Source organism: Sporosarcina sp. GW1-11 (assembly GCF_033088395.1).
In the GTDB taxonomy this organism is placed as follows: domain Bacteria; phylum Bacillota; class Bacilli; order Bacillales_A; family Planococcaceae; genus Sporosarcina.
The window spans coordinates 37,806-62,962 of record NZ_JAPMIW010000016.1; the positions used below are offsets into that span (position 1 = coordinate 37,806).

General features: G+C 37.8%; 18 protein-coding genes and 1 other annotated feature (1 of these 19 only partly in view). Of the genes, 1 reads left to right on the forward strand and 17 read right to left on the reverse strand.

The window, feature by feature from the left end:
- Positions 1-129, reverse strand: a binding site (T-box leader); it reaches 109 nt to the left of the window's first position.
- Between the two features lie 293 nt (positions 130-422).
- The 4 genes from ORD22_RS10890 to ORD22_RS10905 form a co-directional block, all read right to left on the reverse strand.
- Entirely contained in the window at positions 423-1,670 is a 1,248-nt protein-coding gene (locus ORD22_RS10890) for a PucR family transcriptional regulator (RefSeq protein WP_317646005.1), read from the reverse strand.
- 127 nt (positions 1,671-1,797) lie between these two features.
- Positions 1,798-3,279, reverse strand: coding sequence for a sodium/proline symporter PutP (putP, locus tag ORD22_RS10895; RefSeq protein ID WP_317646006.1), 1,482 nt, complete (start codon positions 3,277-3,279; stop codon positions 1,798-1,800).
- A 96-nt stretch (positions 3,280-3,375) separates the two neighbouring features.
- Positions 3,376-4,920, reverse strand: a complete 1,545-nt coding sequence (pruA, locus tag ORD22_RS10900) for an L-glutamate gamma-semialdehyde dehydrogenase (RefSeq protein ID WP_317646007.1) — start codon at positions 4,918-4,920, stop codon at positions 3,376-3,378.
- Positions 4,921-4,936: 16 nt separating this feature from the next.
- Complete coding sequence (locus tag ORD22_RS10905; protein WP_317646008.1) at positions 4,937-5,914, reverse strand: proline dehydrogenase family protein; 978 nt, start codon at positions 5,912-5,914, stop codon at positions 4,937-4,939.
- 475 nt (positions 5,915-6,389) lie between these two features.
- On the opposite strand from ORD22_RS10905, the gene ORD22_RS10910 reads away from it, so the two are divergent.
- On the forward strand, positions 6,390-7,301 hold the full coding sequence (locus tag ORD22_RS10910) for an alpha/beta hydrolase (RefSeq protein WP_317646009.1): 912 nt from the start codon (positions 6,390-6,392) through the stop codon (positions 7,299-7,301).
- Positions 7,302-7,540: 239 nt separating this feature from the next.
- Here the strand turns inward: ORD22_RS10910 and ORD22_RS10915 are convergent, their stop codons facing one another.
- From ORD22_RS10915 to ORD22_RS10975, 13 genes are all read right to left on the reverse strand, one after another.
- Entirely contained in the window at positions 7,541-8,341 is an 801-nt protein-coding gene (locus tag ORD22_RS10915) for an IclR family transcriptional regulator (RefSeq protein ID WP_317646010.1), read from the reverse strand.
- Positions 8,342-8,623: 282 nt separating this feature from the next.
- Complete coding sequence (locus ORD22_RS10920; RefSeq protein WP_099690059.1) at positions 8,624-9,445, reverse strand: beta-keto acid cleavage family enzyme; 822 nt, start codon at positions 9,443-9,445, stop codon at positions 8,624-8,626.
- A 180-nt stretch (positions 9,446-9,625) separates the two neighbouring features.
- On the reverse strand, positions 9,626-10,330 hold the full coding sequence (locus tag ORD22_RS10925) for an alpha/beta fold hydrolase (protein ID WP_317646012.1): 705 nt from the start codon (positions 10,328-10,330) through the stop codon (positions 9,626-9,628).
- 88 nt (positions 10,331-10,418) lie between these two features.
- On the reverse strand, positions 10,419-11,915 hold the full coding sequence (locus ORD22_RS10930) for a carotenoid oxygenase family protein (RefSeq protein ID WP_317646013.1): 1,497 nt from the start codon (positions 11,913-11,915) through the stop codon (positions 10,419-10,421).
- Positions 11,916-12,201: 286 nt separating this feature from the next.
- Positions 12,202-13,836, reverse strand: coding sequence for a chaperonin GroEL (gene groL, locus ORD22_RS10935; RefSeq protein ID WP_317646014.1), 1,635 nt, complete (start codon positions 13,834-13,836; stop codon positions 12,202-12,204).
- 197 nt (positions 13,837-14,033) lie between these two features.
- A complete protein-coding gene (locus ORD22_RS10940; protein WP_317646015.1) occupies positions 14,034-15,029 on the reverse strand; it encodes a Bug family tripartite tricarboxylate transporter substrate binding protein in 996 nt (331 codons plus the stop codon).
- A gap of 62 nt (positions 15,030-15,091) precedes the next feature.
- Complete coding sequence (locus ORD22_RS10945) at positions 15,092-16,594, reverse strand: tripartite tricarboxylate transporter permease (RefSeq protein WP_317646016.1); 1,503 nt, start codon at positions 16,592-16,594, stop codon at positions 15,092-15,094.
- Between the two features lie 12 nt (positions 16,595-16,606).
- Positions 16,607-17,062, reverse strand: coding sequence for a tripartite tricarboxylate transporter TctB family protein (locus ORD22_RS10950; protein ID WP_317646017.1), 456 nt, complete (start codon positions 17,060-17,062; stop codon positions 16,607-16,609).
- 293 nt (positions 17,063-17,355) lie between these two features.
- Positions 17,356-20,601: a hypothetical protein gene (locus tag ORD22_RS10955; RefSeq protein WP_317646018.1), complete on the reverse strand. Its 3,246-nt coding sequence runs from the start codon at positions 20,599-20,601 to the stop codon at positions 17,356-17,358.
- The gene (locus tag ORD22_RS10960) at positions 20,559-21,740 is read right to left on the reverse strand and encodes an AAA family ATPase (RefSeq protein WP_317646019.1); all 1,182 of its coding nucleotides are present in this window, start codon (positions 21,738-21,740) and stop codon (positions 20,559-20,561) included. The genes ORD22_RS10955 and ORD22_RS10960 overlap by 43 nt, the downstream gene beginning before the upstream one ends.
- The gene (locus tag ORD22_RS10965) at positions 21,718-22,485 is read right to left on the reverse strand and encodes a DUF6063 family protein (protein WP_317646020.1); all 768 of its coding nucleotides are present in this window, start codon (positions 22,483-22,485) and stop codon (positions 21,718-21,720) included. Before ORD22_RS10965 ends, ORD22_RS10960 begins: the two co-directional genes overlap by 23 nt.
- Positions 22,469-23,971, reverse strand: a complete 1,503-nt coding sequence (locus tag ORD22_RS10970; RefSeq protein WP_317646022.1) for a replicative DNA helicase — start codon at positions 23,969-23,971, stop codon at positions 22,469-22,471. The genes ORD22_RS10965 and ORD22_RS10970 overlap by 17 nt, the downstream gene beginning before the upstream one ends.
- The gene (locus ORD22_RS10975; protein ID WP_317646024.1) at positions 23,953-24,975 is read right to left on the reverse strand and encodes a Wadjet anti-phage system protein JetD domain-containing protein; all 1,023 of its coding nucleotides are present in this window, start codon (positions 24,973-24,975) and stop codon (positions 23,953-23,955) included. The genes ORD22_RS10970 and ORD22_RS10975 overlap by 19 nt, the downstream gene beginning before the upstream one ends.
- Positions 24,976-25,157: the final 182 nt, after the last annotated feature.

Here is a 25,157-nt window from a genome sequence, read left to right on the forward strand (position 1 = left end):
TCCCCTACTAGTAACTTTCAGGGAGTGACTCACGGATGAGTTCAAAATGCGTGCCTGCCGATTTTCACCAACCACCGACTCTCTACAAAGACACTAAGCATTTTTACTAGTTCCATTCTTAGTCTGAAGCGATATATTGTATACGATATTACAATGTTCACTTGGCATTGTCAACAGTTTTCAAATAATTTGTTAATTCTTTTTAAAATCTGTATAGCTATTGCAGACTTCAAGAAGATCACTGCATTAATTCGTCTATACACTCTATTGGTACATATGTTTTTTTAGGTTCAAGTAAATCAGGGGCAATTTCAAACTTTCGAAGATATTACTTGTTAGATAGGGAACCTTTCATACACGCGGTATAAGCTATCTCTCGCACCTTTAACAATCGAACGAAACGCTCATGAGCAGATCTTACGTCAGCTCAAATCTTCTTTTGCAGCTTCCTTACTCTTCAACAATTGTAAATCAATAAACAACTGACAATTGGCACTAAAGTCTCCGAAATTGATAGAGGTCATTTCTGTAATTTGTTTTAAGCGATATTTCAGTGTGTTCGTATGGATAAATAGTTGTTCTGCTGCCGCTTTAATGCGGCAATTAGTCGTCAAATATACTTCTAACGTTCGCAACAGTTCGGTTTGACTTTCCCGATCTTTACGCTGTAGCTTCTGAAGATCTTTATTGACATAGTTCATATCATGATTGGACGCTGCAATCGTTTTTAAATAACGAAGTACGCCTAGCTCGCGGTACTCAAAAGGGACTAGGGAAGGATTACCTAGAAACTGTGCTGTCTGAATTACGGTTTGCGCTTCTAGATAACTAGTTCGAATTTGCGGTAAGCCTGCGTATACTTGCCCTATCCCTGCGTAAATAGTAGCTAACTGAAACTGATTTAATACCGTACATACAAGTTGCTTCATTGTCGCAGATAAATCATCGCTCGAAGAACTAGTACCAATTACCGCCACAATATTTAATCCGTCAGCAAATAAGATGCCCCGTTCGTTAAGCGCACTGATGAACAGGTTAGTAGTTTCAAGCAACTCCGCCAAGATTTCTTCTTCCTTATTGGACAAGGAGAATATAGCTATGGCGTGAGATGAAGTAGGTGCACTAGTCAAAAAAGAGGCTGCCTCATTCATTTCTTCTTGTGTTTTAAATGAATTATTAATCACCTTTTTATAAAATCGTGTGCTCTTCTCCTCTTCCATTACTTTCAGTTGATTTTCTTGATGTAACAACCTTCCTACATGGACTGATACTTCATCTAAAAACAATATTTGTTCATTTGTCAGCGGACCGTCCGTTTCTCGAACCCAGATGTAACCGAATACATGGCCATTGTAAGTTGCGCTAACTACGGTGCGAGGATTGAGACCGATGCTTTCCATACGAGGTACACGGAAAGGACCCTTGACCGTTTCTAACTGTTGGATAATACCCGCATTCATAAACGCCTCAACTATAGATAACGGCCACTGTTTTGTAAAAATAGTCGACTTGTTCGCATCATCAAACAGCTCGATTTGATGGGAACTGTATGCCAGCAAAGAAAACTGCTTGTTCTCAATCACGATGGGCTTTTGTAGAAATATGCTCATTAGTTCGGCGATGTCGTTTAAGTCGGTCATCATATATAACTTTTTCATTAACTGGCTCATAGGGATCATCCTTTACTGCATATTCTGTATTCGCTCTCCATCATACTGTGAATTGAAGTGAGTGTATAGTTAAGTGGAAAAGGCGAAGCTAAAGGTTTTCACCTAGTCGCTTCGCTTTTACAATGAATTATTTTTCTTTTTCCAGTAACTTTAAGGCTTCAGTGAATTCCTTGTCGATTTCTGAATTCGGTCGATACGTTACAATACTTACAATGTATGTTACAGCGAAGCAGATGATAAAGCCAGGCACAATTTCATACAATGTAGTTTTTAGTATCTCAACATTCCCCCAGATTAAGACAGTAACCGCTCCCGCAATTATTCCGGCAAGTGCTCCTTTTGCAGTAATTTTCCTCCAATAAAGTGAGAGCAAAATAATCGGACCGAATGATGCACCGAACCCCGCCCAAGCAAACGAAACAATGCTTAAAATTGATTCATTGTTAGGCCAGGCAAGAAACATAGCTACTATAGATACGATTAAAACAGCCATCCGACCATAGAAAACGTACTGTTTATCGGATGCATCTGTTTTAATAACAGCTTTGTATAAATCCTCAATCAAAGCTGATGAAGTAACGATTAGTTGAGAAGAAATGGTACTCATAACGGCTGCTAAAACGGCTGCTAGTACAACTCCCCCGATAAATGGATGAAAAATGATCTGTCCGAGAACGATAAAAATTGTTTCTGCATCCGCAAGCGTAGAATTATTTTGTTGATAATATGCTATTCCGACAAGAGCGGTTCCTACCGCGCCAAACAAGCTCAATATCATCCAACCTATACCAATATGCTTGGCTTTTTTTATTTCATTTACTGAACTAATTGCCATGAAACGAACGATGATGTGCGGTTGACCAAAATAACCGAGTCCCCATGCAACTGCAGAGACAATACCAAGGAATGATGCCCCCGAAATAAAGTTGAGCAATTGCGGATCAACTTCCCGAATACTTTGTGTCGTTTCTTGAAAACCACCTGTAAGGAATAGGCCAAAGATTGGAACGAGTAATAATGAAAAGAACATAATCACACCTTGCACAACATCTGTATAGCTGACCGCCAAAAATCCTCCAAATAGTGTGTAAAAAATTACGACAGCCGAGACAATAAGTAATCCTATGTGATAGTCCAAACCGAACGAACTTAGGAAAAATTTCCCGCCAGCTACCATTCCAGAAGAGACGTAAAATGTAAAGAAAATCAATATGACAATGCCCGAAACAACACGAAGCAGGCGTGACGAATCTTTTAATCGGCTTTCCAAATAACTTGGTATCGTAATCGAATCGCCTGATACCTGTGTGTAAGCACGGAGACGGGGCGCGACAATCACATAGTTTAAATATGCGCCCAGTGTCAGACCAATAGCAATCCACGTCTCGACAAGCCCATTCATAAAAATAGCGCCCGGAAGTCCCATTAGTAGCCAGCCAGACATATCTGCCGCTCCTGCACTTAATGCCGTTACCATAGGACCGAGTGAACGTCCGCCTAACATGTAATCCGTCAAATTTGAAGTGCGCTTATACGCATACCAACCTATAAAGATCATTGTCGACATATAGAGTACAATAGCGATTAATTGGTACATTTCATTGGACATAGCGAAACTCCTTTCTATTCGTTACTAAATAAAAGCTGTCCTACAAGCACCAGACGAGTGACAGCCTGGTGCTTGCAGACAGCCTTTGCACAATCCTTATAGCATTTCTGATGTTGTCTTTGCTTGCATATGAAGCTGTAAGTAATCCGGTCCTCCTGCTTTTGAGTCCGTACCCGACATATTGAATCCACCAAATGGTTGGTAACCGACAATTGCTCCCGTGCATCCGCGGTTGAAGTACAAGTTACCGACATGGAAATCTTCACGTGCCTGTTCAATATGCTCCCGATTATTCGTAATGACTGCACCTGTCAAACCATAATCTGTATTATTCGCAATTTCGATTGCATGTGTAAAATCTTTTGCTTTTGTAAATCCGACTACCGGACCGAAAATTTCTTCCCGCATAATTCGCGCATCTGGCGCAACGTCCGCAATGATTGTAGGTTGCACAAAGTAGCCTGTTTCACTATCGCCTGTACCTCCTGCGACAATGCGTCCTTCCTCTTCGCCAATCTTCATATAACTCATAATCTTATCAAATGATGCCTGGTCAATGACAGGACCCATGAAATCAGGTCTTTCCGCTGGATTGCCGACTGACAACTCGTTTGCCAATTCAATTGCACGATTTAGCACATCATTATATACATCTTCTACAATGACTGCACGGGAACATGCAGAACATTTCTGACCGGAAAAACCGAATGCGGATTTAACAATGGACTGAGCAGCCAACTCAAGGTCTGCATCCTTGTCGACAACAATTGTATCTTTCCCACCCATTTCAGCAATGACACGCTTCAACCAAATCTGTCCTTCATTTACTTTAGCGGCACGTTCATAAATACGTGTACCAATTTCACGTGAACCGGTGAATGAAACAAAACGCGTCTTCGGATGATCAACCAAGTAATCGCCCACTTCCCCTCCATTACCAGGCACATAGTTTAATACGCCTTTTGGAAGACCTGCTTCCTCGAGTACTTCTACAAATTTTGCTGCAATAACTGGGGTAGTGGATGCTGGTTTAAGAAGCACGGTATTACCACTAACAAGGGCAGCTACTGTAGTTCCTGCCATGATTGCAAATGCAAAGTTCCAAGGGGAAATGACGATTCCCACACCTAGTGGAATGTAATCGTAGCGGTTGTATTCCCCTGGACGGCTTTCCATCTTTCTTCCTTCCTTCAGCGCTAGCATCTGACGGCCGTAATATTCTAAGAAGTCGATTCCTTCAGCTGTATCTACATCTGCTTCGTTCCACGGTTTACCCGCTTCTTTAACCAATAGCGCAGAGAATTCGTGCTTGCGTCGACGGACAATGGCAGCTGCTTTAAACAATATGTCGGCTCTTACTTCCGGCTTTACTTTACGCCATGTCTTAAATGCCTCGTCAGCTGCTTGCATCGCTTGTTCTGCATGCTCTCGGCTTGCCTTTGATACACGTCCAATCACTTGCTTCTTATCTGCGGGATTATAAGAGACAATCTTTTCATCAGTTGTAATACGTTCTCCATCTATCGTCAGCGGATAGTCCTTCCCAAGATAACCCTCCACAAGCTTAAGCGCTTGTTCAAAAGCATGTATATTTTCTTCTTTCGAGAAATCTGTAAATGGCTCATGTTTATATGTAATCATGTGTATTCATCCTTTTTTAATTTTTATTTTTCGTTAGTCTTCCGAGTAAGAAAGCACCAGCAGTTAATCCAATGAGTATATTGTTTTTCTTCGTAAACGTTTGTTTCACGACCAAATTAAGGTTTTGTGGTCTTTCAGCTAACCGACGCATGAAATAGCCGTACCAGTCATCGCCAAAAGGCACATACGTTGTAAAGTTGTATCCTTCTTGCGCTAATTTCAGTTGAAGTTCTTTTCGGAAACCGTACAACATTTGGAATTCAAATTGATCATTTGGAATTTGATTTTCCTTGGCAAACTGTTTTACATGATTAATGACGTGGTGATCATGCGTCGCAATCGATGTAAACTTGCCGTTTAGCAAATGCCATTCGATCAATTTAATAAAGTTCGCATCAATTTCCTCTTTCGTTTGATACGCATACTGTTCTGTCTCTTTATACGCACCTTTAACAATTCGCAAACGGTAGTTCTTGTACTTTTCAATATCCTCTACTGCGCGGTAAAAATAGGCTTGGATAACCGTTCCTACGTTTTCATACGTTTCGGATAAGTCATCCAAGAGATCAAATGAAGGCTGTAGATGCATATGGTCTTCCATATCCATATTGATAAATATGTCGTATTCATTTGCCTTCTTCACAACTTCTTTTAAATTATCTAAGCAAAAATTGTAATCTATATCGAGACCAAGCTGTGTTGGCTTTAGTGAAATATGTGCATCTACATTTTCTGTATGGATAGCTTCTATCATTAATAGAATCTGTTCTTTTGCCTTCGTCGCTTCCTCTCTTTCAAAAACAAACTCACCTAAATTATCGACTGTGCAAGAAATACCCTCTGCGTTTAGTTTTTTAATACTTTGGATTGTCTCTTCAATAGTAGTACCCGCCACGACATTTTGTGCTCCTAATTTCAATCCGTAGTTCTTAGCTGCTCGATTCAGCAGTTGGTTTTTTGATAGACCAATGAATATATCTTTTACTAGTGGCATTGTTTTGCTCCTTCGTATTTTATTTGAATTACCCATTATGTTATCTTTCGTTTAACTATGGTTAGTAAGTAAATTGACAAACCATCACTATGTAACCGCTTTCCTAAATTAATTGTACACTGAGTAAAAGATTGAAGACAATGGCCGCAGTCGACAATAAAAAACCGTTCTATTTGTCGGTAAGTGACAATGAAAGTGAATGATGAAAACATATCGATGATAGTAGCAACTAAAAAAACCTATACTACCTTACTTAAAATGTTACCTATTAGTGTTGGACACGGCCGCAAAAATACCATCATATAAAAAATAATACTCTTCAAAAAAGTTAACATTATATCCTTTACCTAAATTACTCAAGTATTCGAACTCCTTCAGTTAGTTTACATACGAAAACGATTTACAAACACGGAAATTTAGTGTATAAATATAAGTAGAGAGAACTTTACATTATTCGGTATTGGGGGAAAATAATTTGAGCAAGTGTGTTCATTCATATAATAAAAAAAGTGTAGAATTTAATGCAGAAGGAATTACGTTAAGAGGTTGGCTTTACTTACCTGACACTACTGAATCAAGTCTTCCGGGTATTGTAATGACACATGGATATGGTTCATTAAAGGAAATGTACGTAGATAAATTTGCTGAAGTGTTTGCAAGCAATGGATTTGCTGTTCTTTTATATGATCACCGAAACTTTGGTGATAGCGATGGTCAGCCACGTCAAGAAATCAATCCTTATGAGCAAGTGCTTGATTACCAACACGCTATTACTTTCATGAGTACATTAGAAGAAGTGGATAGTTCAAGAATTGGGGTTTGGGGGTCTAGTTATAGTGGTGGACATGTTTTAATGGTTGGGGCAATGGATAAACGAGTGCGTTGTGTCGTATCCCAAGTACCTACTATAAGTGGTTCTGAATCCTCTGCTAGAAGGGTGTCATCTAATGATGTACCCGCATTATTAAATAGTTTTTATGAAGACCGAAAAACACGTATGCAAGGCGGAGAACCAATACGTTGTAAGATCGTTCCCGAATTTGAGGGCGATGAAGGAATATATTCCGATAAAGATGCTGTTGACTGGTATTTATCAGGTGGTGCACTTTCACCTAACTGGAAAAATGAAGTAACTATTCGTTCTATAGAACTTTCCCGTTCCTATAACCCTGGTAATTATATTTCTTTGATTGCTCCTACACCTCTTTTGTTACTAGTTGCAGGAGATGACACTGTTACTCCAACGGATTTACAAGTGGAGGCTTTCAAAGATGCAAAAGAACCTAAAAAAATGAAAGTAATGGATGGACATCACTTCACACCTTATCTAGAACATTTTGAGGTTTATAGTAACGAAGCAATCGAATGGTTTAAAGAACATTTATAAGCTTTGGATAAATCTTCAAGTTCTAATGAAGTAAATATATAACTTGATTCATAAGTCAATTTCATAATTGTTATGTTTAGTTAAGTATCATGCTAGAAAGCTAACTACACAAGCGCCTCGGATTATGAAGTATACTGTCATTAGTAGACTAGGATAACTAAAGTAGTAAACGTTAATACAAATACACCCTAGAATGTAAACTCTAGGGTGTTCTTTACTATTCTCTATATGAATATCTTCTAAACTAACGTATTGATCGCTTCTGTAATTTCCGCTGCGGCTGTTTTCATCATTTCTTTAATATCTTCTGTCTTAATTTGATTAATTAATGAAGTTGGAATATACGTACCTAAACCTAATATGATTTGACCTTTACTGTCAAATATTGGACAAGCATACGCTGAAATACCCAATGAGTATTCTTCATGACTTTCAGCTATTCCTTCTTCACGAATTTTCGGCACTTGTTTGTCTAAATCTTGTTTCGTAGTAACTGATTTTTCAGTATACTTTTCTAATAGATCATCTGACATAACCTCATCTAATACACTTTTGGCATCCTCTTCGTCTAAATACGCATAAAAACATTTACCTAGTGCCCCAGCAGTAATTGGGAACGAATCGCCTGCCGACACTGTTAAGCGTACTTTTAGATCAGGCTCCTCCTTTGCTACGTACATAAGACGTGAGTTACGAACTCTTTTTACTAAAACAAAAGATGAACCTGTTTTAGTTAAGTCTTTCAAGTAGCTACTAGCTACTTCGATATAATCATTGACTTCTCGCGCACGATTACCTAACGCAATTAATGGTGTACCTAGTGAATATTCTTTTGAACTACTTGAAAATGTAACATAACTCTTTTCTTCGAGAGTTCTTAAAATTCTTAGGCATGTACTAACATTTATATCAGTTGCCTCTGAAATCTTCGTTAATTTTGCATGCTGATAGCCTTGTGTCGCCAATAATTCAAGGATTTTTATTGAAGAATCTAGTGCGGGTACTTGACTTGGCTTACTCTCTTTTTTTAAAGTCTTCAAATTGCTGTCCTCCACTCTTATTATTTATTAGTTAGTGTATCACACGTCATCTTTATTCTGAACCTTTATTCAATAAACATCTCTTATCGACAGTAGTGATAATAAGCTAATCATTATTTCTTATTTACAACAATATAAAAGGAATAACGTACCATAATAAAGTTATATTGAACTAAATAAGAAGTAATTAAAATGAGGAGTTAATATTTCACAAAATATTAAATCCTCATTTTGGCGGTTACTGTATTTCTTATAATAAGAACTTACTTATAATGCGACTCTTTAGTTATTATCTCCAAGTAACATTTCTCTTGCTTCTGCAGGTGTAGCAATTTCTCGTCCAAATTCATGGGCAATCTTTTTAATTTGCTCAACAAATTCAGCATTTGTTTTCGCTAAAACGCCAGGTCTAATATATGCATAGTCTTCCATACCTACACGAACATGCCCTCCAAGGCTTATCGCTAATGTATTCATAGCTAATTGATTTTCAAAAGCTACAACGCCCCAGCTTGCACCTTCAGGTAGTGAATCTAAAAAGTACAGTAAGCTTTTCGGTGTTGCAGGCATTCCGCCATCAGCACCTAAAACGATTGAATAATGTAATGATCCAGTAATTAAACCAGCATCGATTAACTTTTGAGCATTAGAAATCATCCCTGGATGAAACACTTCAATTTCTGGTTTAACGTTGTTTTCCTGCATTTTTTTAGCTAGTTTTTCTAAAAATTGAGGTGAATTCATAAATACAAAGTTTTTCAAGTTAAGTGAACCTGCATCTAACGATCCAAAGTCAGGTGATAGTTCACAGAAAGCTAAACGTTCTTCATCAGTAAGCCCGTGCTTACCTGCAGAAGTTAAACTAATAATAAGTTCATCACCGCATTTTTCTTTCACACGTTGCACTAAATCACGATAAATCTCCTTATCCATAGAAGGTTTACCATCTTTATCACGCACGTGCATATGTGCAATTGCTGCGCCTGCTTTATAAGCTAAATATACCTCATCTGCAATTTCTTCTGGTTGAAGTGGAAGATAAGGTGTATCCTCTCTAGTTGTTCCAGTTCCTGTAGGTGCAACGGTAATAATTAATTTCTCCATTATATACAACTCCTAAATAATTATATTGATTTACTTATAAAACTTCGATAATTAAAGTACTACTTTGAAATAACGAAGTCCCTTAACTACTTCTATAATAAATATATTGTTACTTTCAACCGTAAGTATGTTTTAAAAAATGCTCAAATGCATATAATTAATTTTGAGTATAGGAACTGTTTATTTCTCTAACCAAGGTAACAAGAGCTCTGCAAGTGCTTCTGGTTGTTCAAGCGGCGCCAAGTGACCTGTTTTTTCGATTGTTTTAAATTCAGCTTTAGGTGCTGACTCCAACATTGCCTTTGTACTTTCTAACGGAATAACTAAATCATCTGTACTAGCTATGAATAAATAAGGAATATCTGTATTAGCTAATAAAGAGTTTCGGTCTGGTTTATCCATGATCGCTTTTGCATGTGCTATATAGCGTTCTGGACCGTAATCTTTTAGCATTTGTTCGCGAATTTCTTGTAGCTTAGGATTATCTAGATTGTCTGGGTGGAACGTACGATGAGCTGCAGCATTCACCATTTCTTCATATTCACCCGCTTCTACTCTTGCTATCGCTTTTTTGCGAAACTCTTTTCCAGCTTCACTATCTGCTTCTGCATTTGTACCTACTAAGGAAAGCGCAGATACTCTTTCTGGAGCGTTAGCAAGAATGGCTAATGCAACAAAACCACCAAATGAGTGACCAACTAAGTGGAATTTTTCCGGTAAATCTTTTAATAACTCTTTGGCTATTTCATCAATGTTAGCGATTGCAGGAACATCTACTGGAAAAGTATTAATTGATTTCGGTAGCGCCTCTACTACTCCATCCCACGTTTGTTTTGTATTATTTAAACCCGGTATTAAAACTAGGTTTTCCGCATATTTAGACATGTATTTTCCCCTTTTCTATGAAAAACAAATAATACGATGCTCATTTATATTGATCCCCCACTTTTAAAAAAGTGAGGGATGACGTGTTTTATTTAACTAATTCACCTTTAATTCGTGCCTCTTCAACCCAAGCTCCGTGTGCACCAGTCGGAATTCTGTGTGGTAACATAATTCTCGCAACTGGTCCTTTTGAGAAATCACTCGCATCAAGAATTAGACACTCAGAGCGGTTTTCATTCAGATCTGTTACTAGTGTGATTAAGTAGCCGTCGTCTTCTGCTACTGCATTTTTACGTCTTGCGATATGTGGTTCACTTCCTAAACGACCTTCACCGTATTCATACTTTTGGCTTGTACCCTCTTGTAAATCATATTTTATAAGCCCAGTAAGGTACCAAGGTTTATCTATATCTGAGTTCAGTGTAGAGTTATAGCTGTAACGGTATTTTTTACCTACATAATCATTACTTACAACCGGGAATTCCGTTGCCTCTTCATCCAGGAACTCTTCTTTCGTTTTACCTGTCTTTAAGTTAAATGTCCAACGGTACATTCTGTATTGTGTTGCTGTCTTATTCATTGCTTCCTTAATTTTATCAGTTGCATTACTGGCTTGTTTTCCTACTTCAGGCTTTCCTGGGTTAAACGTTACGCAACCTTCCATTATCACGTTATCTCCGTCTTCATAACAGTTTGATAAATGTAAAATGAAACAAGATTTTGCTTCAAACCATTTAACATCCTCATTCGTTCCATGACGTGGGATGATACCAAATCTAGCAGGCATGTCATCAAAAAATGTTACTTTACGTTGTCCTTTTTCTAATAACTTCGGGTCAAATATAAATGGTAAGTCATGGAGGATCGAATAGTTTTTCGTTACACCTAAATCATGTGGCCAACGTACACCTGGTAAATCAATTGGAACATAATGTTTCAATTCGCTGTCAGGACCTACAACACCATAATTCATATATGGGTATGTTTCACTGAAGTTAAAGAACATTAATTCTCCAGTATCATTGTCTACTTTAAAGTGTGAACAAATACCTTGCGGCGCAAGAGTAGTATTCCACGAATCTGGCTCAAGCATCTCTAGCGTAACTGGGTCCATACGATTTATTTCACTACACTGTGACATCGATGCTAATAATTTACCGCCATGCGCAATAACATCTGTACCCGCGTTGTCTTTCATTGTCCCCATGCTTCCCCACCCTTGACGAGTAGTTAAATGGGGTTCTAAAATTCCTGACCAAAGCGACTTCCCAGCAGCTTCCTCTGCTAAAAATCCAGTTGTACGAACAAAGCGGTTACGATAAGTAGCTTTGCCGTCTTCAAAATGAACCGCGTGAAGCATTCCATCACCATCAAATGGATGATAAACACCCATCGGAGCGTGGACTTGGTTATGTCCGTTACGAACGTACACACCATTTAAGTCTTTCGGAATTTCTCCAATAACTTCTAAGCTTTCAGTTGTCGCTGTATACTCTTTACTTACGGATTCAAAATGACCCAGTAAAAATGGATTTGTTTCATCTTCCGCAATTGTTAATTTAACTTCATTTTCAACTTTAATCATAATTATCTACCTTTCTATATTGAAGTTATTCTTAATAAACAGCTTAATTCAATGGCGTCATCTTAATGTTTACGCTTTCACGATAATTCCCTATGCGGAAATAATTATCTTTTACGTTATTTTAATTGTAAGCTAACTCTATTATTTAGTCAATAAAAAATCCTAAATAGTCTGATAAAGTGATTCAAATAGCGAACTAGCCGATCTCTATCTTCCATTACCTTTAGTTATCAGTAGCTATTTAACAACTACTAACTCCCTTCTTGAAAGTAAGAAAACATAAATTTTAATGATGATGATGAACCATATCACTCATGTCATCAGAATACATATCTTCATCGCCTGGTTTAATTACAATACTAGCTTCAGTTGTTATGAACATCGCCGCTACAGATGCAGCATTTTGCAGTGCAGTACGTGCCACCTTCGTCGGATCAATAATTCCTTGTTTCCACATATCTACCCACTCACCACTTAGTGCATCAAATCCAACTCCATCAGCTTCTGTTTTCAAGCGTTCGACAATTACTGATGAATTTAGATACCCTGCATTTAAAGCAATTTGGCGGACTGGTTCTTCGAGCGCATGTAAAAATAGCTTTATTCCGACATGCTCATCACCGTCTGTTGTATCCAAGAGTTTAATTAGCTTTTTATAAACATGTAAATACGCAACCCCTCCACCCGGTATAATCCCTTCTTCTACCGCAGCATGAGTAGAACTTAATGCGTCTCTAATACGAAGCATTTGATCCTGTATTGCTGCGTCTGTATAAGCTCCAACTTGAATAGTTGCTATACCGTTAGCTAATTTACTTAAACGCTCTCTTAAGTATTTTTGATCTTCAGGATTCATAGATGAATTATTATGCAGTTCTTGAATAGAATTCACATGCGCCTCAATGTCACTTCGTTTGCCACCACTACCTATAATTGTTGTATTGTCTTTAGAAACTATAATTTTCTCTGCATATCCAAGACTATCCATAGTCATTGACTTTAAATCTAGCCCTAAATCTTTAGTAATGACTAGACCGCCAGTTAAGACAGCTAAATCTTCTAGCATAGCCTTTTGCCTCTGACCAAAGCCCGGAGCTTTAATTGTGGTAACGTCGAAGTTACCTTTGATCCTATTAAAAATAATACTTCCAATAGCTTCGTCTGAAATACTTCCTGCAATAATTAAGAGCGGCTTATTTTTTTCAATAGCATATTCAATTACTGAAATCACATCTTGAATCTTGTCAATACTGTAATCAGTTATTAGGATATATGGATTTTTTAAGACCGCTTCCATTTTCCTCTCATCAGTTACCATGCGCGTAGAGCTATAACCTTGATTAAGCTGTGTTCCTTCGGTCAATTTCAGTTTAGTAGAAAATCCGCGTGAGTTTTCGAGTGTAATAACTCCGTCTTTTCCTACGTACTCCATCGCTTCAGCAATAATATCGCCAATTTTACTGTCGCCAGATGAAACAGTGGCAATCTGCGCTATTGACGCTTTACCTACTACTTCTTTAGATAGTTTTTGTAACTCTGCAGTTGCTGCTGTTAAGGCTTTTTCAATTCCTTTACGAATAAATACGGGGTTTGCTCCTGCAGTAACATTTTTCAATCCTTCTTTGATCATCGCTTCGGCCAATACAGTTGCCGTGGTTGTCCCATCACCTGCAACCATATTCGTCTTTGAGGCTACTTGGATCAGTAACTGCGCGCCTATATCTTCAAAAGGATTTTCAAACTTGAGCTCCTTAGCAATCGATGCTCCATCATTTACAATTAAAGGCGGACCTTCTTCTTGTTGAAGAACGACATTTCTACCTTTGGGACCAAGCGTTACTTTCACTACACTAGCCGCCTTTTCGACGCCTTGTAACATAAGTTTTCGTGCGTCTTCATCGAACTTCATATATTTTGCCATGATTAGACTCCTCCTTAGTTGATTAATGAGAATAATCTTTATTTAAGAGCAATGTATAAACTCTTTCTTCGATACCTACATACTTAGCATCTGTTCTTTGTACAATTTTTGCTGACATATAAAATTCAAGTAGATATTAGTAAGAATAAAATTCTTCCAATACCTACTTGAATAATAATAGTAACCATATAAGTTGTTTAGTCTATGAGCCCTAGATCCTTTAAAAGTTCTCCTACTAAATCATATGTTTCAGTAACATTCTTTTGCGCATCTTCAGGATTTAAGTAAAATTGTTTTGCGTTTATACTTTCAGTGTACTTTTTGTATTCATCGCTTTCGTGTGCTTTCTTAAAGGCATCATGCAAAATCCCTAGCTCTGCTTCTGGAATTCCTTTAGGTGCAAATAACATACTGAAAGCCTGAACGCCATCAGGTAGACTTAAATCTCCAAGTGATTTTGCATCTTCATATTCTGTTTCCTGACCAAATTCAAAGATAGGTTTTAATGTTCCAGCTTCAATATGTTCTAGTGCATCGCTTGGCATAACAACCGCACCGTCAATATTTTTACCTAATAAAGCCGTAATACCTTGTGAGCCACCTTCATATGAGATGTTTTTAACGTCAAGTTCAAGTTCTTTTGCAACTGCAACCATGTTTAAATTGGAAATACTTCCCGGACCAGTCGTTGCATATGAAAATTTACCCGGATTAGCTTTTACATATTCTATCCATTCATCGAAATTATTATATGGAGCATCCGTCCGAACCATAAGTAAAGGGATTGGTGCAAAGTCTTTCATGATCGGTTGAAAACTATCATGGGTAAATGTTGCGTCACCCATATGTGGTAACACACTCACATGAGATACCGAACCATAAGCTATCGTATAACCATCTGGCTTAGCATTCATTAATTGAGTCATAGCGATAATTCCACCTCCACCTTCAACATTTTCAATCTTAAACGACTGATTGTTCGGTAGATTCTTTTCAGCTAGCTGTGTTAGTGAACGGGCACTATTATCAGGAAACGACCCTGGCGCATAAGGAACTAGCACTGTTATTGGTTTTTTGGGGAAATCTGCCTCTCCGGATCCTGTATCTTTTGAATTGTTCTCAGTTTTACCTGAGCATGCACTAATTATTAATACTAGTATTGCTAACATTAGTACTCCTGTAATCTTTTTCATTGCTGTCTCTCCCTTATTATTTAATATATTTTTTAAATCAAAGTAAGTTTTTGATCTTACCTTTAATTACTTATTAATTTATTTCTTTTTCTACGCTCACCAAGTTTTCTAAACACTGGTGTCATTAACATAAGAATAATGATAATTAAAAATAGTAATGAAAATGGTCTTGTAAGGAAGATAGAATAACTTCCTCCGGATATTAATAATGATCTTCTTAAACCCACTTCAATGACTGGACTTAATACGAATGCCATAACAAAAGCCGCGATTGAAAAGCGGGAAAGAACGAATAGAAGCGAAATGAGCCCTAGAATAAGCGATAGCCATATATCAAAATATCTACTAGTTGCTGAGAACCCTCCAACTATAGCAATAACATACACGATTGGCATTAGAAAAGAGTTAGGTACTACTAACACTCTGGCAAATAGCGGAGTAAGAAGTCTTCCTACTATATATAGTGCAACCGTAGTTAGTAAGAAACCATATAGTATGCCATATGTTAATGTAGGATCTTTTGTAAAGATTCGTGGTCCAGGCTGAATACCATGGACGATAAACGCACTCATAACTACTGCTATTCCTACTGAACCTGGAATCCCTAATGCAAATAGTGGTATAAGTGCCCCACCAACTGAAGCGTTGTTTGCTGATTCTGGTGCGGCGATGCCTTCTGGGTTTCCTTTTCCAAATGTTTCTGGGCTTTTGGATATTTTTTTCGCAGCAATATATGAGAACCATGCAGCCGCTACAGTTCCTAATCCTGGTAACAATCCTGAAATCGTACCGATTATCGAACCTACCCCTGTAGGTTTAGCAATCCTTTTCATATCTTTTCCTGTTAACTTTGTAGAAAGATTACTCGCTTGGGATGCAAACTGAGTATGTAAATCATCTTTGACTACTCTTAAAATTTCTGGAATTGCAAATATCCCGATTAGCAGAGCTACAATCCCCAGGCCTTCCATTAACTCCAATTGCCCCATAATAAAACGTGGTTGACCAGTAAACATATCCATACCAATCGTACCGACCATTAACCCGAGAACAACAGAAATTAAACTTTTAGTCATTTCACCTTTAGTACTGATTGACGCTACTGCAATCAACCCCATTACACCTAACAAGAAAAATTCTGGATCTGATAATCTCAGCGCAAAATTTGCAAATGGTTCTGTAAAAAAGATTAAACACAGTGCTCCTACAACTCCACCAATTACACTCGCGTTTAGGGAGATCCCTAAAGCTTTACCTGGAGATTCTTTTCTAGCTAAAGGTATGCCGTCTTGAGCAGTAGCCACAGCTGCAGGAGTCCCTGGTATGCCCAAAGTAATTGCAGATATAGACCCACCATATTCAGCCGCTTGGTAAGCCGCTAGCAATAACAAAACCGCAGAAACTGGATCCATTGTATAAGTAAATGGCAGTAAAAATATTACTGCCATCGTTGCACCTAATCCTGGTAACGCACCAATAATCAACCCTACGATAGTTCCTAAAAAGATTGCTATTAGATTTGAAAGCGTAAACAAAGTTGTGAAATCAAAGTCTAAGAAACTCAAAATATCCCCCCCTTAAAAAGTTATTTCTAAAAGTATACCAAAAAACACATAGATAGCGACTAGAACAACAGAAGTAGTTATAGCATTAATAATCAACATTTTTTTTGACTTCCTATCTACTTGATAAATATAAATTAAGCCAAATAAAAATATGAATGTTAAAATATAGAAGTAACCGACGTATACCCATAAAAAGATATAAATTGGAGTAAGAATCAACGTAGCTACAACCATTTTCCAATTTCCTAAATCTATTTTTTCACTTTCTTTTTCTAAAAGTGTTTGAATTATACTTATAATAGTTAAAACAATAAGAATTATTGCCAATAATCTTGGAAAGTAACCTGAACCCATTTCACCGGCATTTGAACTTGACAAGTTTTTTAAACTGTTAGTTGAAAGATAGTAGATGACGCCTATCAAACCTGTCGCCAATAATAAAACTAAAGATAATACTTTTGAATTCAATACATTCACCTCTTTTTTCGTTTGCGGAATTTACTTACTAATACGAAAATTGTAACTGACGACTTCATCTGTGTCAATCATTTATTTTTTGAAACTATCAAATAATAAGCCACTTCTCGACTCAAAAACCTTTGCGGTCAAACCAAAACATTTTCAGCAAATTAACTGTAGGTCATTCTAAATATAACGTGAATTTCTCTTTCATATAAATCAAATTTTATATGTCTGCGAATTGAAAGGAGTACCTATGCAAAAAACAAATATTCACGATAGTTTTTTACACAGGTACCCCTTTATTCAAATAACTCTATTTGTTCTACTTGGTTCAGTCGCTTCAATCTATCGGGTTCCAAATCCCGTAAATGGGCAGATTGAATGGTCTTTTTTGTTGTCATGACTTGGCGATCGCTTCCTACCGCTTGGCGTAAGCGGCAACTATAGACAACCGGAAAGAAGTCCCGGAGAAACTTTCCTTCCGCGTGTGCTGTTAGAGTGATGATTTGGAAGCCTAGTTGCTCCGCGATAAAAAATACCGGTGTTAGTACATGACTACTAGATGCTTTACCGAATGGATTATCTAAAATAACCGAACGGTGCCGCTTCATATGAGGTTGAATATGTTGTTTTTTCTCAGCTACATAATTGAGGAGCCCTAAAAAGAGTGACATGTTTTTACTCCATTTTTCTCCCCCCGACCAACTATTCGATTCTTCCCACGTATACGCAGCGCGCGAAATCTTATTATCATTCGTCACTTTATGGCAAGAAATACGAATCGGTTTACTTTGAAGAACAACTTGAAGCAACTGACGTGAATTCAACCATTTTTCCAGACGATTTCTCACTTTTACATGATCTATTTCCCCTTCATCTGAACGATATTCATCTAATTCCAATTGCGCTAAGATCCAATTGATATGCGAACGTAATAGTTGCTTACCTTCATTGTCTTGCCATTCGGGAATGGTAAGATGAAAGATTTGACGCCAGTTATCTTCTATTTTGACAGCCGTTTTCTTTGGAATCGTTAGTAATTCATTTCGCAATGCACGAATATGCGCGCTCATATGACGAAGAAATAATTCCAGCTCCTTGTCATGGGAGTGAATATGTTGTTCTGCGTATTGTTCGGCTGTATGCAATCGTTTTTCTAATAGTTGTTTATAATGCAATACTTCTTCATAGGAACTTCTTGATTCAATACCTTGAACTGCAGTCTGTTGGAGACGACTATCAGTAATCGTTGAGCGACAAAAGGCAATATAATTCATGCGTTCTTTATCAACCCTAGATAGTTCCTCTTCATGCACTCGCCCTGATTCTTTCAAATCATTTAAAACTTCTGTAATCCTTTTATTCGCATTATAACTAAAGTCTAATATTTCCCTTCCAGACAACACTGCTACGTTAATTTCTTCTAGTAAAAACTGATGAATGACCGCATCGGCCTGCAACTTTTCCTTCACCTTCAGCCAGTGTCCTACTTGCTGTAAGGTATGTAGTCTGTCCCGTTCTAATGATTCAAGAGTCTGTCGCCATGTTTGCCATGCAAGTTGCAATTCCTGGTTTTCTACGGCTAACGCTCTATGGAATTCTAATGGGTTCGTTACTTCTGATTGTTTCGCTTGCAAAACCCCATATTGCCGATCAACTTCACTTTGCTTTGTCCGTTCAGTTTTCTCTATTTCTTTTTTTGTTACTTCAAGTTCAGGTAGTTGCGAAATAAGTATTCCAATTCTTTCTTTACCGTTTGAAGGAAAATCTTCAACATCCTTTAAAATCATTGGATAGTCTAACGTGATACTTTCAATTTGTAGCACTACACCTTCCAATAGTTCTCTTGCACCTTGTAATTCACGTTCAACTACATTCCGTTCAGTCAATAAGCCTGCCACTTTTCGTTCCCATTCTTCATATTCTTCAATTATGATCCTTATTGGTTGTTCTGAATATCTGGCATGTTCATGCTTTACTTTTGCAAAGAGCGGGTGATCGATGACTTCCTTCACCAATTGTGCTTCTGTTTGGCGAATTGTGTTCTCCATTTCTTTCAAATCTTCTTCACGTTCCTCAAGATACCGATCAGCTTTAATTTTTCGTTCCGTGAATCTACTGATTTCTTCTTCGTAATACACTTTTGTTTTTTCGTGTTCGAGCTTTTTTCTTTTTTTCTTCAAGTAGTCTTTAGCTTTTTCTAAATAAATCGTAAAACCTTGCAGTTCATTATTTAGTTTCTCAATAAGATTTCTGTTATTTTCCATTTCTCGTTGGTAATCAATAATCTGCTTACGGTTTTTAGTCATCCACTGATCCAACTCGAATTCTTTCCGTTGCAATTCATTCACTTTACGATGTAGTTCTTGCTTATAGATAAGTGGATAGCGTTCAATAAAGTGATGGAATGCCTCATATAATCCTTTTCGTTGTTCCAGTTCTGCATTGGATATTTTCCGGTTTTCCGAGGACGCTTCTGCTTTCTTCTGAATTACTTTTTTCCATTCCCCGAATGCTTTGCTATCCAACGCGGTTGTCCAGTGCGCTGGTGCAATCCAATCGTCAACATAACTTCGTTCCCCCTGCACAATACTAGTTGCTTCGTCTAACGTTAAAATATGTACAGGAAACTGCAATTCTTTTTGACTATCTTGCAGTTTTTTCATTAAGAGAGGGGTTTCTTTTTCTGTTGTAATGACGGCCAATGCCCAAAAAGGATAGTCTTTTTGCAGAGTTCCTTCCATTTCGAAGTTCATCATAAATTCGATGCCTGTCTGTAAAAAGGAAAACTGATTTTTCCAACGGGTCAATTGAACATCTAAAAATGTATCTGCAAAGAAATGTTGTTGTTCTTTGTGGTCATCATAAAGGCGTGTCGCTGAACGTTCCTCTGCTAATAACATTTCAAATTGACTAGTATACCGTATGATTTCTTCCTGCACGGACTGTTCAATCGATTCCTGCCGGTCATGAATGGAATCAAGGTTTGCCCACACCATTGAAAACTCTTGCAACCTAGCAATTAACGCCTGTTCCTCTTTCTTAAATTCTTTCTTATTCATCTTCTTTTCAGTGAATAATGTACGCACGGTTTCAAGTCGATGTTGTTGTTCTTCCTGTTCCTTAATCGCTTTTTCTAAAAGTGTAGTTAACTGTTTGTTACGGTTTTTCAAATCAATAATTTTCCCATCTAACTGCAAGTGCTCATTCACCCACAGTTTTTGCTGCTCTTCCATCGAAATATGGGAGTGGTCGAAAAGGACTTCTTTTTCAATACTGTCCATCTCACTTTGTAAATTCGAAATCATTATACTTTCCCCATATTCGTTTAGGCGACTTGTTTCAATTTTCTTTTGGAAACTCTCAACGTTCTCCACTTCTTGCTGTACACTACTTTTAATTTGACGTAGTTCTACATAGCTTTTGTTTAGTATATTTTCAAACTCTGCCTTTCGTTTTTCAAATGCGCCAGCAAGTCGTTGTTCCACATCTTTGAACTGTTCTAGCGCATCCTCCGACTCAACTTTCTCTTTCCATGTTGCCAATTCTCGTTGTAAGCGATCGACAAAATCCCCTGTTGTTGTAACTGATCTGCAAGTCGTAAGTGCGCAAGTTGTAATTTGACGGCTTCCCACTTCTTTTTTACCTTCCTTGCCTTGTTTTGCACAGTTCCTAACTCTTCTTCCAATACTTTCAATTTGTCTTGTTCGAATGCGATAGCGAGGGACTTTTCACGATGTGTCAGCACTTTCTTATTTTCTTCCAATACTTCGAGCGCCGAATCCGCTTCTTCTAATTTAACTAGGTAATTTGCATGTTCTTTATCGGCATATTGAGCGTATGCTTTCGCGATCATTTTACTTTGCACATACACATTTCTTTTCTGTTCTAGTCGTTCAAAATGATGGGTTAACTCGTTCAACCGCGATTGTATTTTACGATATTCGCCTAACTTGTCTTGGAAATGTTTATATTCCTGAAATGAGGTCAAACGCGATTCAAAACTTGCAGCAAATTTATTGGACTCAAAACCCGCCATTCCATCTTCAATATTCGGAATGAGCAACCGATCTACCAATTGCCCAGTCGTTCGACAATCATCAAAGAAACGTTCTACGTCACCTTCTCCACTATTGATTTTCACGATACTCTCCCATTCAGAAGAGACTATGTGGAAGTTTTCCTCTAAATAGGCGACATAGCGTTCTTTCGTATCAAAAGTATGGGCATTCATTTGTTGCTTGTCCATTTGATTGTAATAGTCCTGCATTTCTCCTTTATCCGCAGGACGTTTCCCTCTAATAAAAGGTAAGTTTTCAATTGAATGGGCATTCTCCGAACTATATTCGTATACATACTTTAATGAATCTAGACTTTCCTTCGTCATGAACAGCGTCACGCACGTTAGCCCATATCGTCGAGGTTGTTCACTTAATATCCATTCAATAGCGATATGCGCAGGTCCATCATCTAACCGCAACGTATCTTTCATTTTCCGATTAGCCACTTGGACATGCGGAATGATAGCTTGCAATGCCGTTTGAATAAAAACCGTCTTGCCTCCGCCATTTTCCAATACGATAGCCCCGTTATGTCCATCAAATAGAAAAAGCTCATCATTATAGCGCTTGTCCCCATTTTCATAGACTACGTTTGTAAACCTAATCTTCGAAATTGTTGGCATCGTCCAAGTCCTCCTTTTTTTCAGCTTCCATTCGGTAAAGAAATTCCAATATGCCACGGTTATAGTCTAGGTCCATAAAATAACGCTGAATAATAGTCTTCGCTTTTTCCGTTAAGGTAATTTCGTTATTCCCAATATCTTGAACAAGCTCTTGATCGACTAAAAAGCGTCGAACCGTATCAAGGAAACTTAATCGGCTAATTGTGTTGCCTGTTTGTCTTTTGGCCTGCTCTTTTAAATCATCCATACTATCCCATTTCTCAATAATCATTTGCCAGTTATAAGAGAATTCTGCTGATAATGATTTCAAGTCTTCCAGATCATGCTCTTTCAACGTCTCCATTCGCTGTTGAACCGCAACAACCCAATCATTTATTTGAATAAAATCACGGGTTGGTTCTTGCGAAAGATAACTATTGTAAAACTCTCCAAATAGCACGAGCGTTGTGAAGTAAAGAAGATACAAATCTGCATTGGTTGCACCTGATCTTAAATACGTTTTTCGCAAGTATTCATTACTTACATGAAATGGCGAATCGCTAACTGTGGGAATGAGTAATAATTCCTGACCGACAGTAACGAGATCACAACCGACACTTTTAACAAATTCATCGATAAGCCCACGAATATCATCGTTGGCAAGATAAAGGTGATAATGAGTTTTCCCGGCTTTTCCAGTACGCGATAGAATTTGAAACATATTAAAAGCCTGACGTACGGTTTCCGATTCATATAACATCGTCATCAATCTCCTTTACTTGGATTTCCATATTCTGAATTAAATATCTTTCATGTGAAGTAAGAAGATTATTACGTTCGAATACTTCTAATTTTCTACCTTCTAATAACTTTCGAACACCATCGAGCACATGTGTTTCTTCGCTTTGTTCCTCTTCATTCGGCAGTAGTGGAGATCGATGATGAAGGAGCAGAAAGAAATCATAAAAAATACGGGAATCGAGCATTTCTATGTATGGAGAATGTTGAATATACGAGATGAATTCATCCAAAGTAATGGAGTTTTCTTCTTCCATATATTCAAGTAGAAAGGAAAACAGTTCAGTGTATCGATTGCGAATGAACATGACATATTCTTGTTCTTCTTTGGATTCTACTTCTAAAAAGTCTGTTCCTTTAGCTTCCTCTCGAATATCACGTACCTGTTGATTTGCAAACAATGTAAGAGGAGACCATAACTCCGCTTGTTCTAAAGATAAAAATGGAGATACCAATCCTTTCATCGATTCCAAAGCGAGTGGTGTACTAATAATCCTTGAAGTAATATCCTGGTCGAAATTGAAAGAATCAATGCCCACAAAATAGAGTGCTTCTTGAGCAGCTTGAAGTGCTCTCGTTTTCATTTCCGTACAAGCATGCAATAAATCTGTGTGTTGGTGGTGGACTTCTTCTAAGTGCGTTGAAATTTGGAGGATGAGCGCATAGGCTTCTTTCTCTTTTTTCGTATGGTCTTTATAATACAATCTTTTCTTTGTTTCGTTGACAAATCCTTGCAACGCCTCAAATTCCTCATGTTCCATAGATAGACGCAGTAAAATATCTTCGATTAATCGCGAATATCGCTGAAAGGTTTCTTCCGATGTAATATTTCGCTTCAATTCATGTGTTAAATGTAGGATGCGTTCTTCAAGGGACTCAACGTCGATTCTCATTTCATTGATTTGACGTAAAGCACCTTTAAATTCACCTTTTTCGAGTTGTTTTCGCAGCAATAATTGATTGATGGAAAGTTGAAATTCACTATAAAATTCTTTTGTCGCAAACACAAGTTCAAGACCATCATCGTCAAGTGTGTAATACTGGGTATTCGTTTTGACATCAAACGTATTGGCTTTGAAAAATGAAAAACTAACTATTTCTTCTTGTCCACTTTCCCAATCCATATAGGTAACGCTATACCGCCTGCCCGTTGAAGGTCGGAAAACTTGAAGTATATCCCGACTTAAACTTTCCCACTTGGAAGGAGAAAGCACATACACTCCACCTGTTTTCATCTCTAAAAAAGAAGCGAACTCTCTCACGCCGGCTTTTGTATTTCGAATTAACTTCTGTTCAAAGAAATATAATAAACAGAGAAGCCCCATTCCCGCGACATCTATTTTTTTATCCTTCTCGTCTCGCATTGTTTTTCGTTTTAAATCTTGAAATGGTTCGAAAAGGGCAATTCTTGTGAAACGCTCCCCGTATCCCGTTGCTAGTTCATAGGCATCCAATTTGTTCCCCTCCAAATCGCTTGTAATTCACCGGTTCGCAAGATTTCCTGCGGATAATACTTGCCATCCATTAATGATTGCTCAATTTGTTGTTTTAACTCTTCAGGAAAATAGGAAATAAATGAATGAACTGCTTCATCATTTCGTGTGTGATTTTGCTTCCCACTTGGCGACGGTTTAGAGAGCGCTTCCTTATAGAAGGGAAACGCAGGCCAAACCCTAACTTTCTTGGACAACTTATACCAAATCGTAAGCCCAGCGTAGTCAATATCGCCAAAGTAATAAAATGTATGTTCGCTGTCAAGGATAGGATATTGATGGTGAAAGTTCTCAATACTTTTCACAATTTTATTCCCTACACCGTAAATAAGTGTCGAGAAGTCTGTTTCTTGCAAGACAGGTAATAGTGCTTGATAAGTTGTTTTATTTTCAACAATTAAGTGCATTTGCTTGGTTGCCTGTACTTTGCTTGGGTTGATTGCGAACATTAACGGATCCGCAACGGGAATAATTAACAACTTATCCCAAAGTTCAATACGTTCCAAAACTTCCTTGCCACCCATCTCAGTTATCCACTTTTCGTTTGACACAAGTTCAAAAGAACGCTCTGGAGCTGCCGCGTAAGTAGTTGGCAAAGCTTGTCGATTTAGGTAGGAATGAATTTCTCTCAAGTAGGGATAATCCCTACGCCATCGTTCAAACGGTAAGCTAAAATAAGTTTCAATCCGTATAAGTTTGTGTAGTTCGCCCCTAGCCGCCACAAGTTCTTTGTGAAGTTCATTTTGAAGAGATGGAAGGTGGATACGATAACCAAGTCCTAAGGCAGGCTGTTTGCCATTCGTTCCATGTGATTTGATTGGTGTAAGGACATTGTCTGATTCAAGAAATAAAATGAGTTCGGCAAACGCTGTATAAGACAGTGAGGAACTAAATTGTTCCAGTTCATGTAATGTGACAGTTTTCTTTTTTAGACCCAGTAAAAATGCGCGAACACGTTTCTCCACTGATTTCACCTTTTTAATTTATATTTTGAATAAATGGATTTTGATATGCAACTATAAGCGTTAGATCCTACTCTAATTCTATCATAGGTTTTATTGCCTTTCCTTCGTCTATAGTACGTTCATTTTCTAAACGACTTTTGTAGCTCTGAGTGAAAAACGTTAAAAAGATCAAGCATCACTTA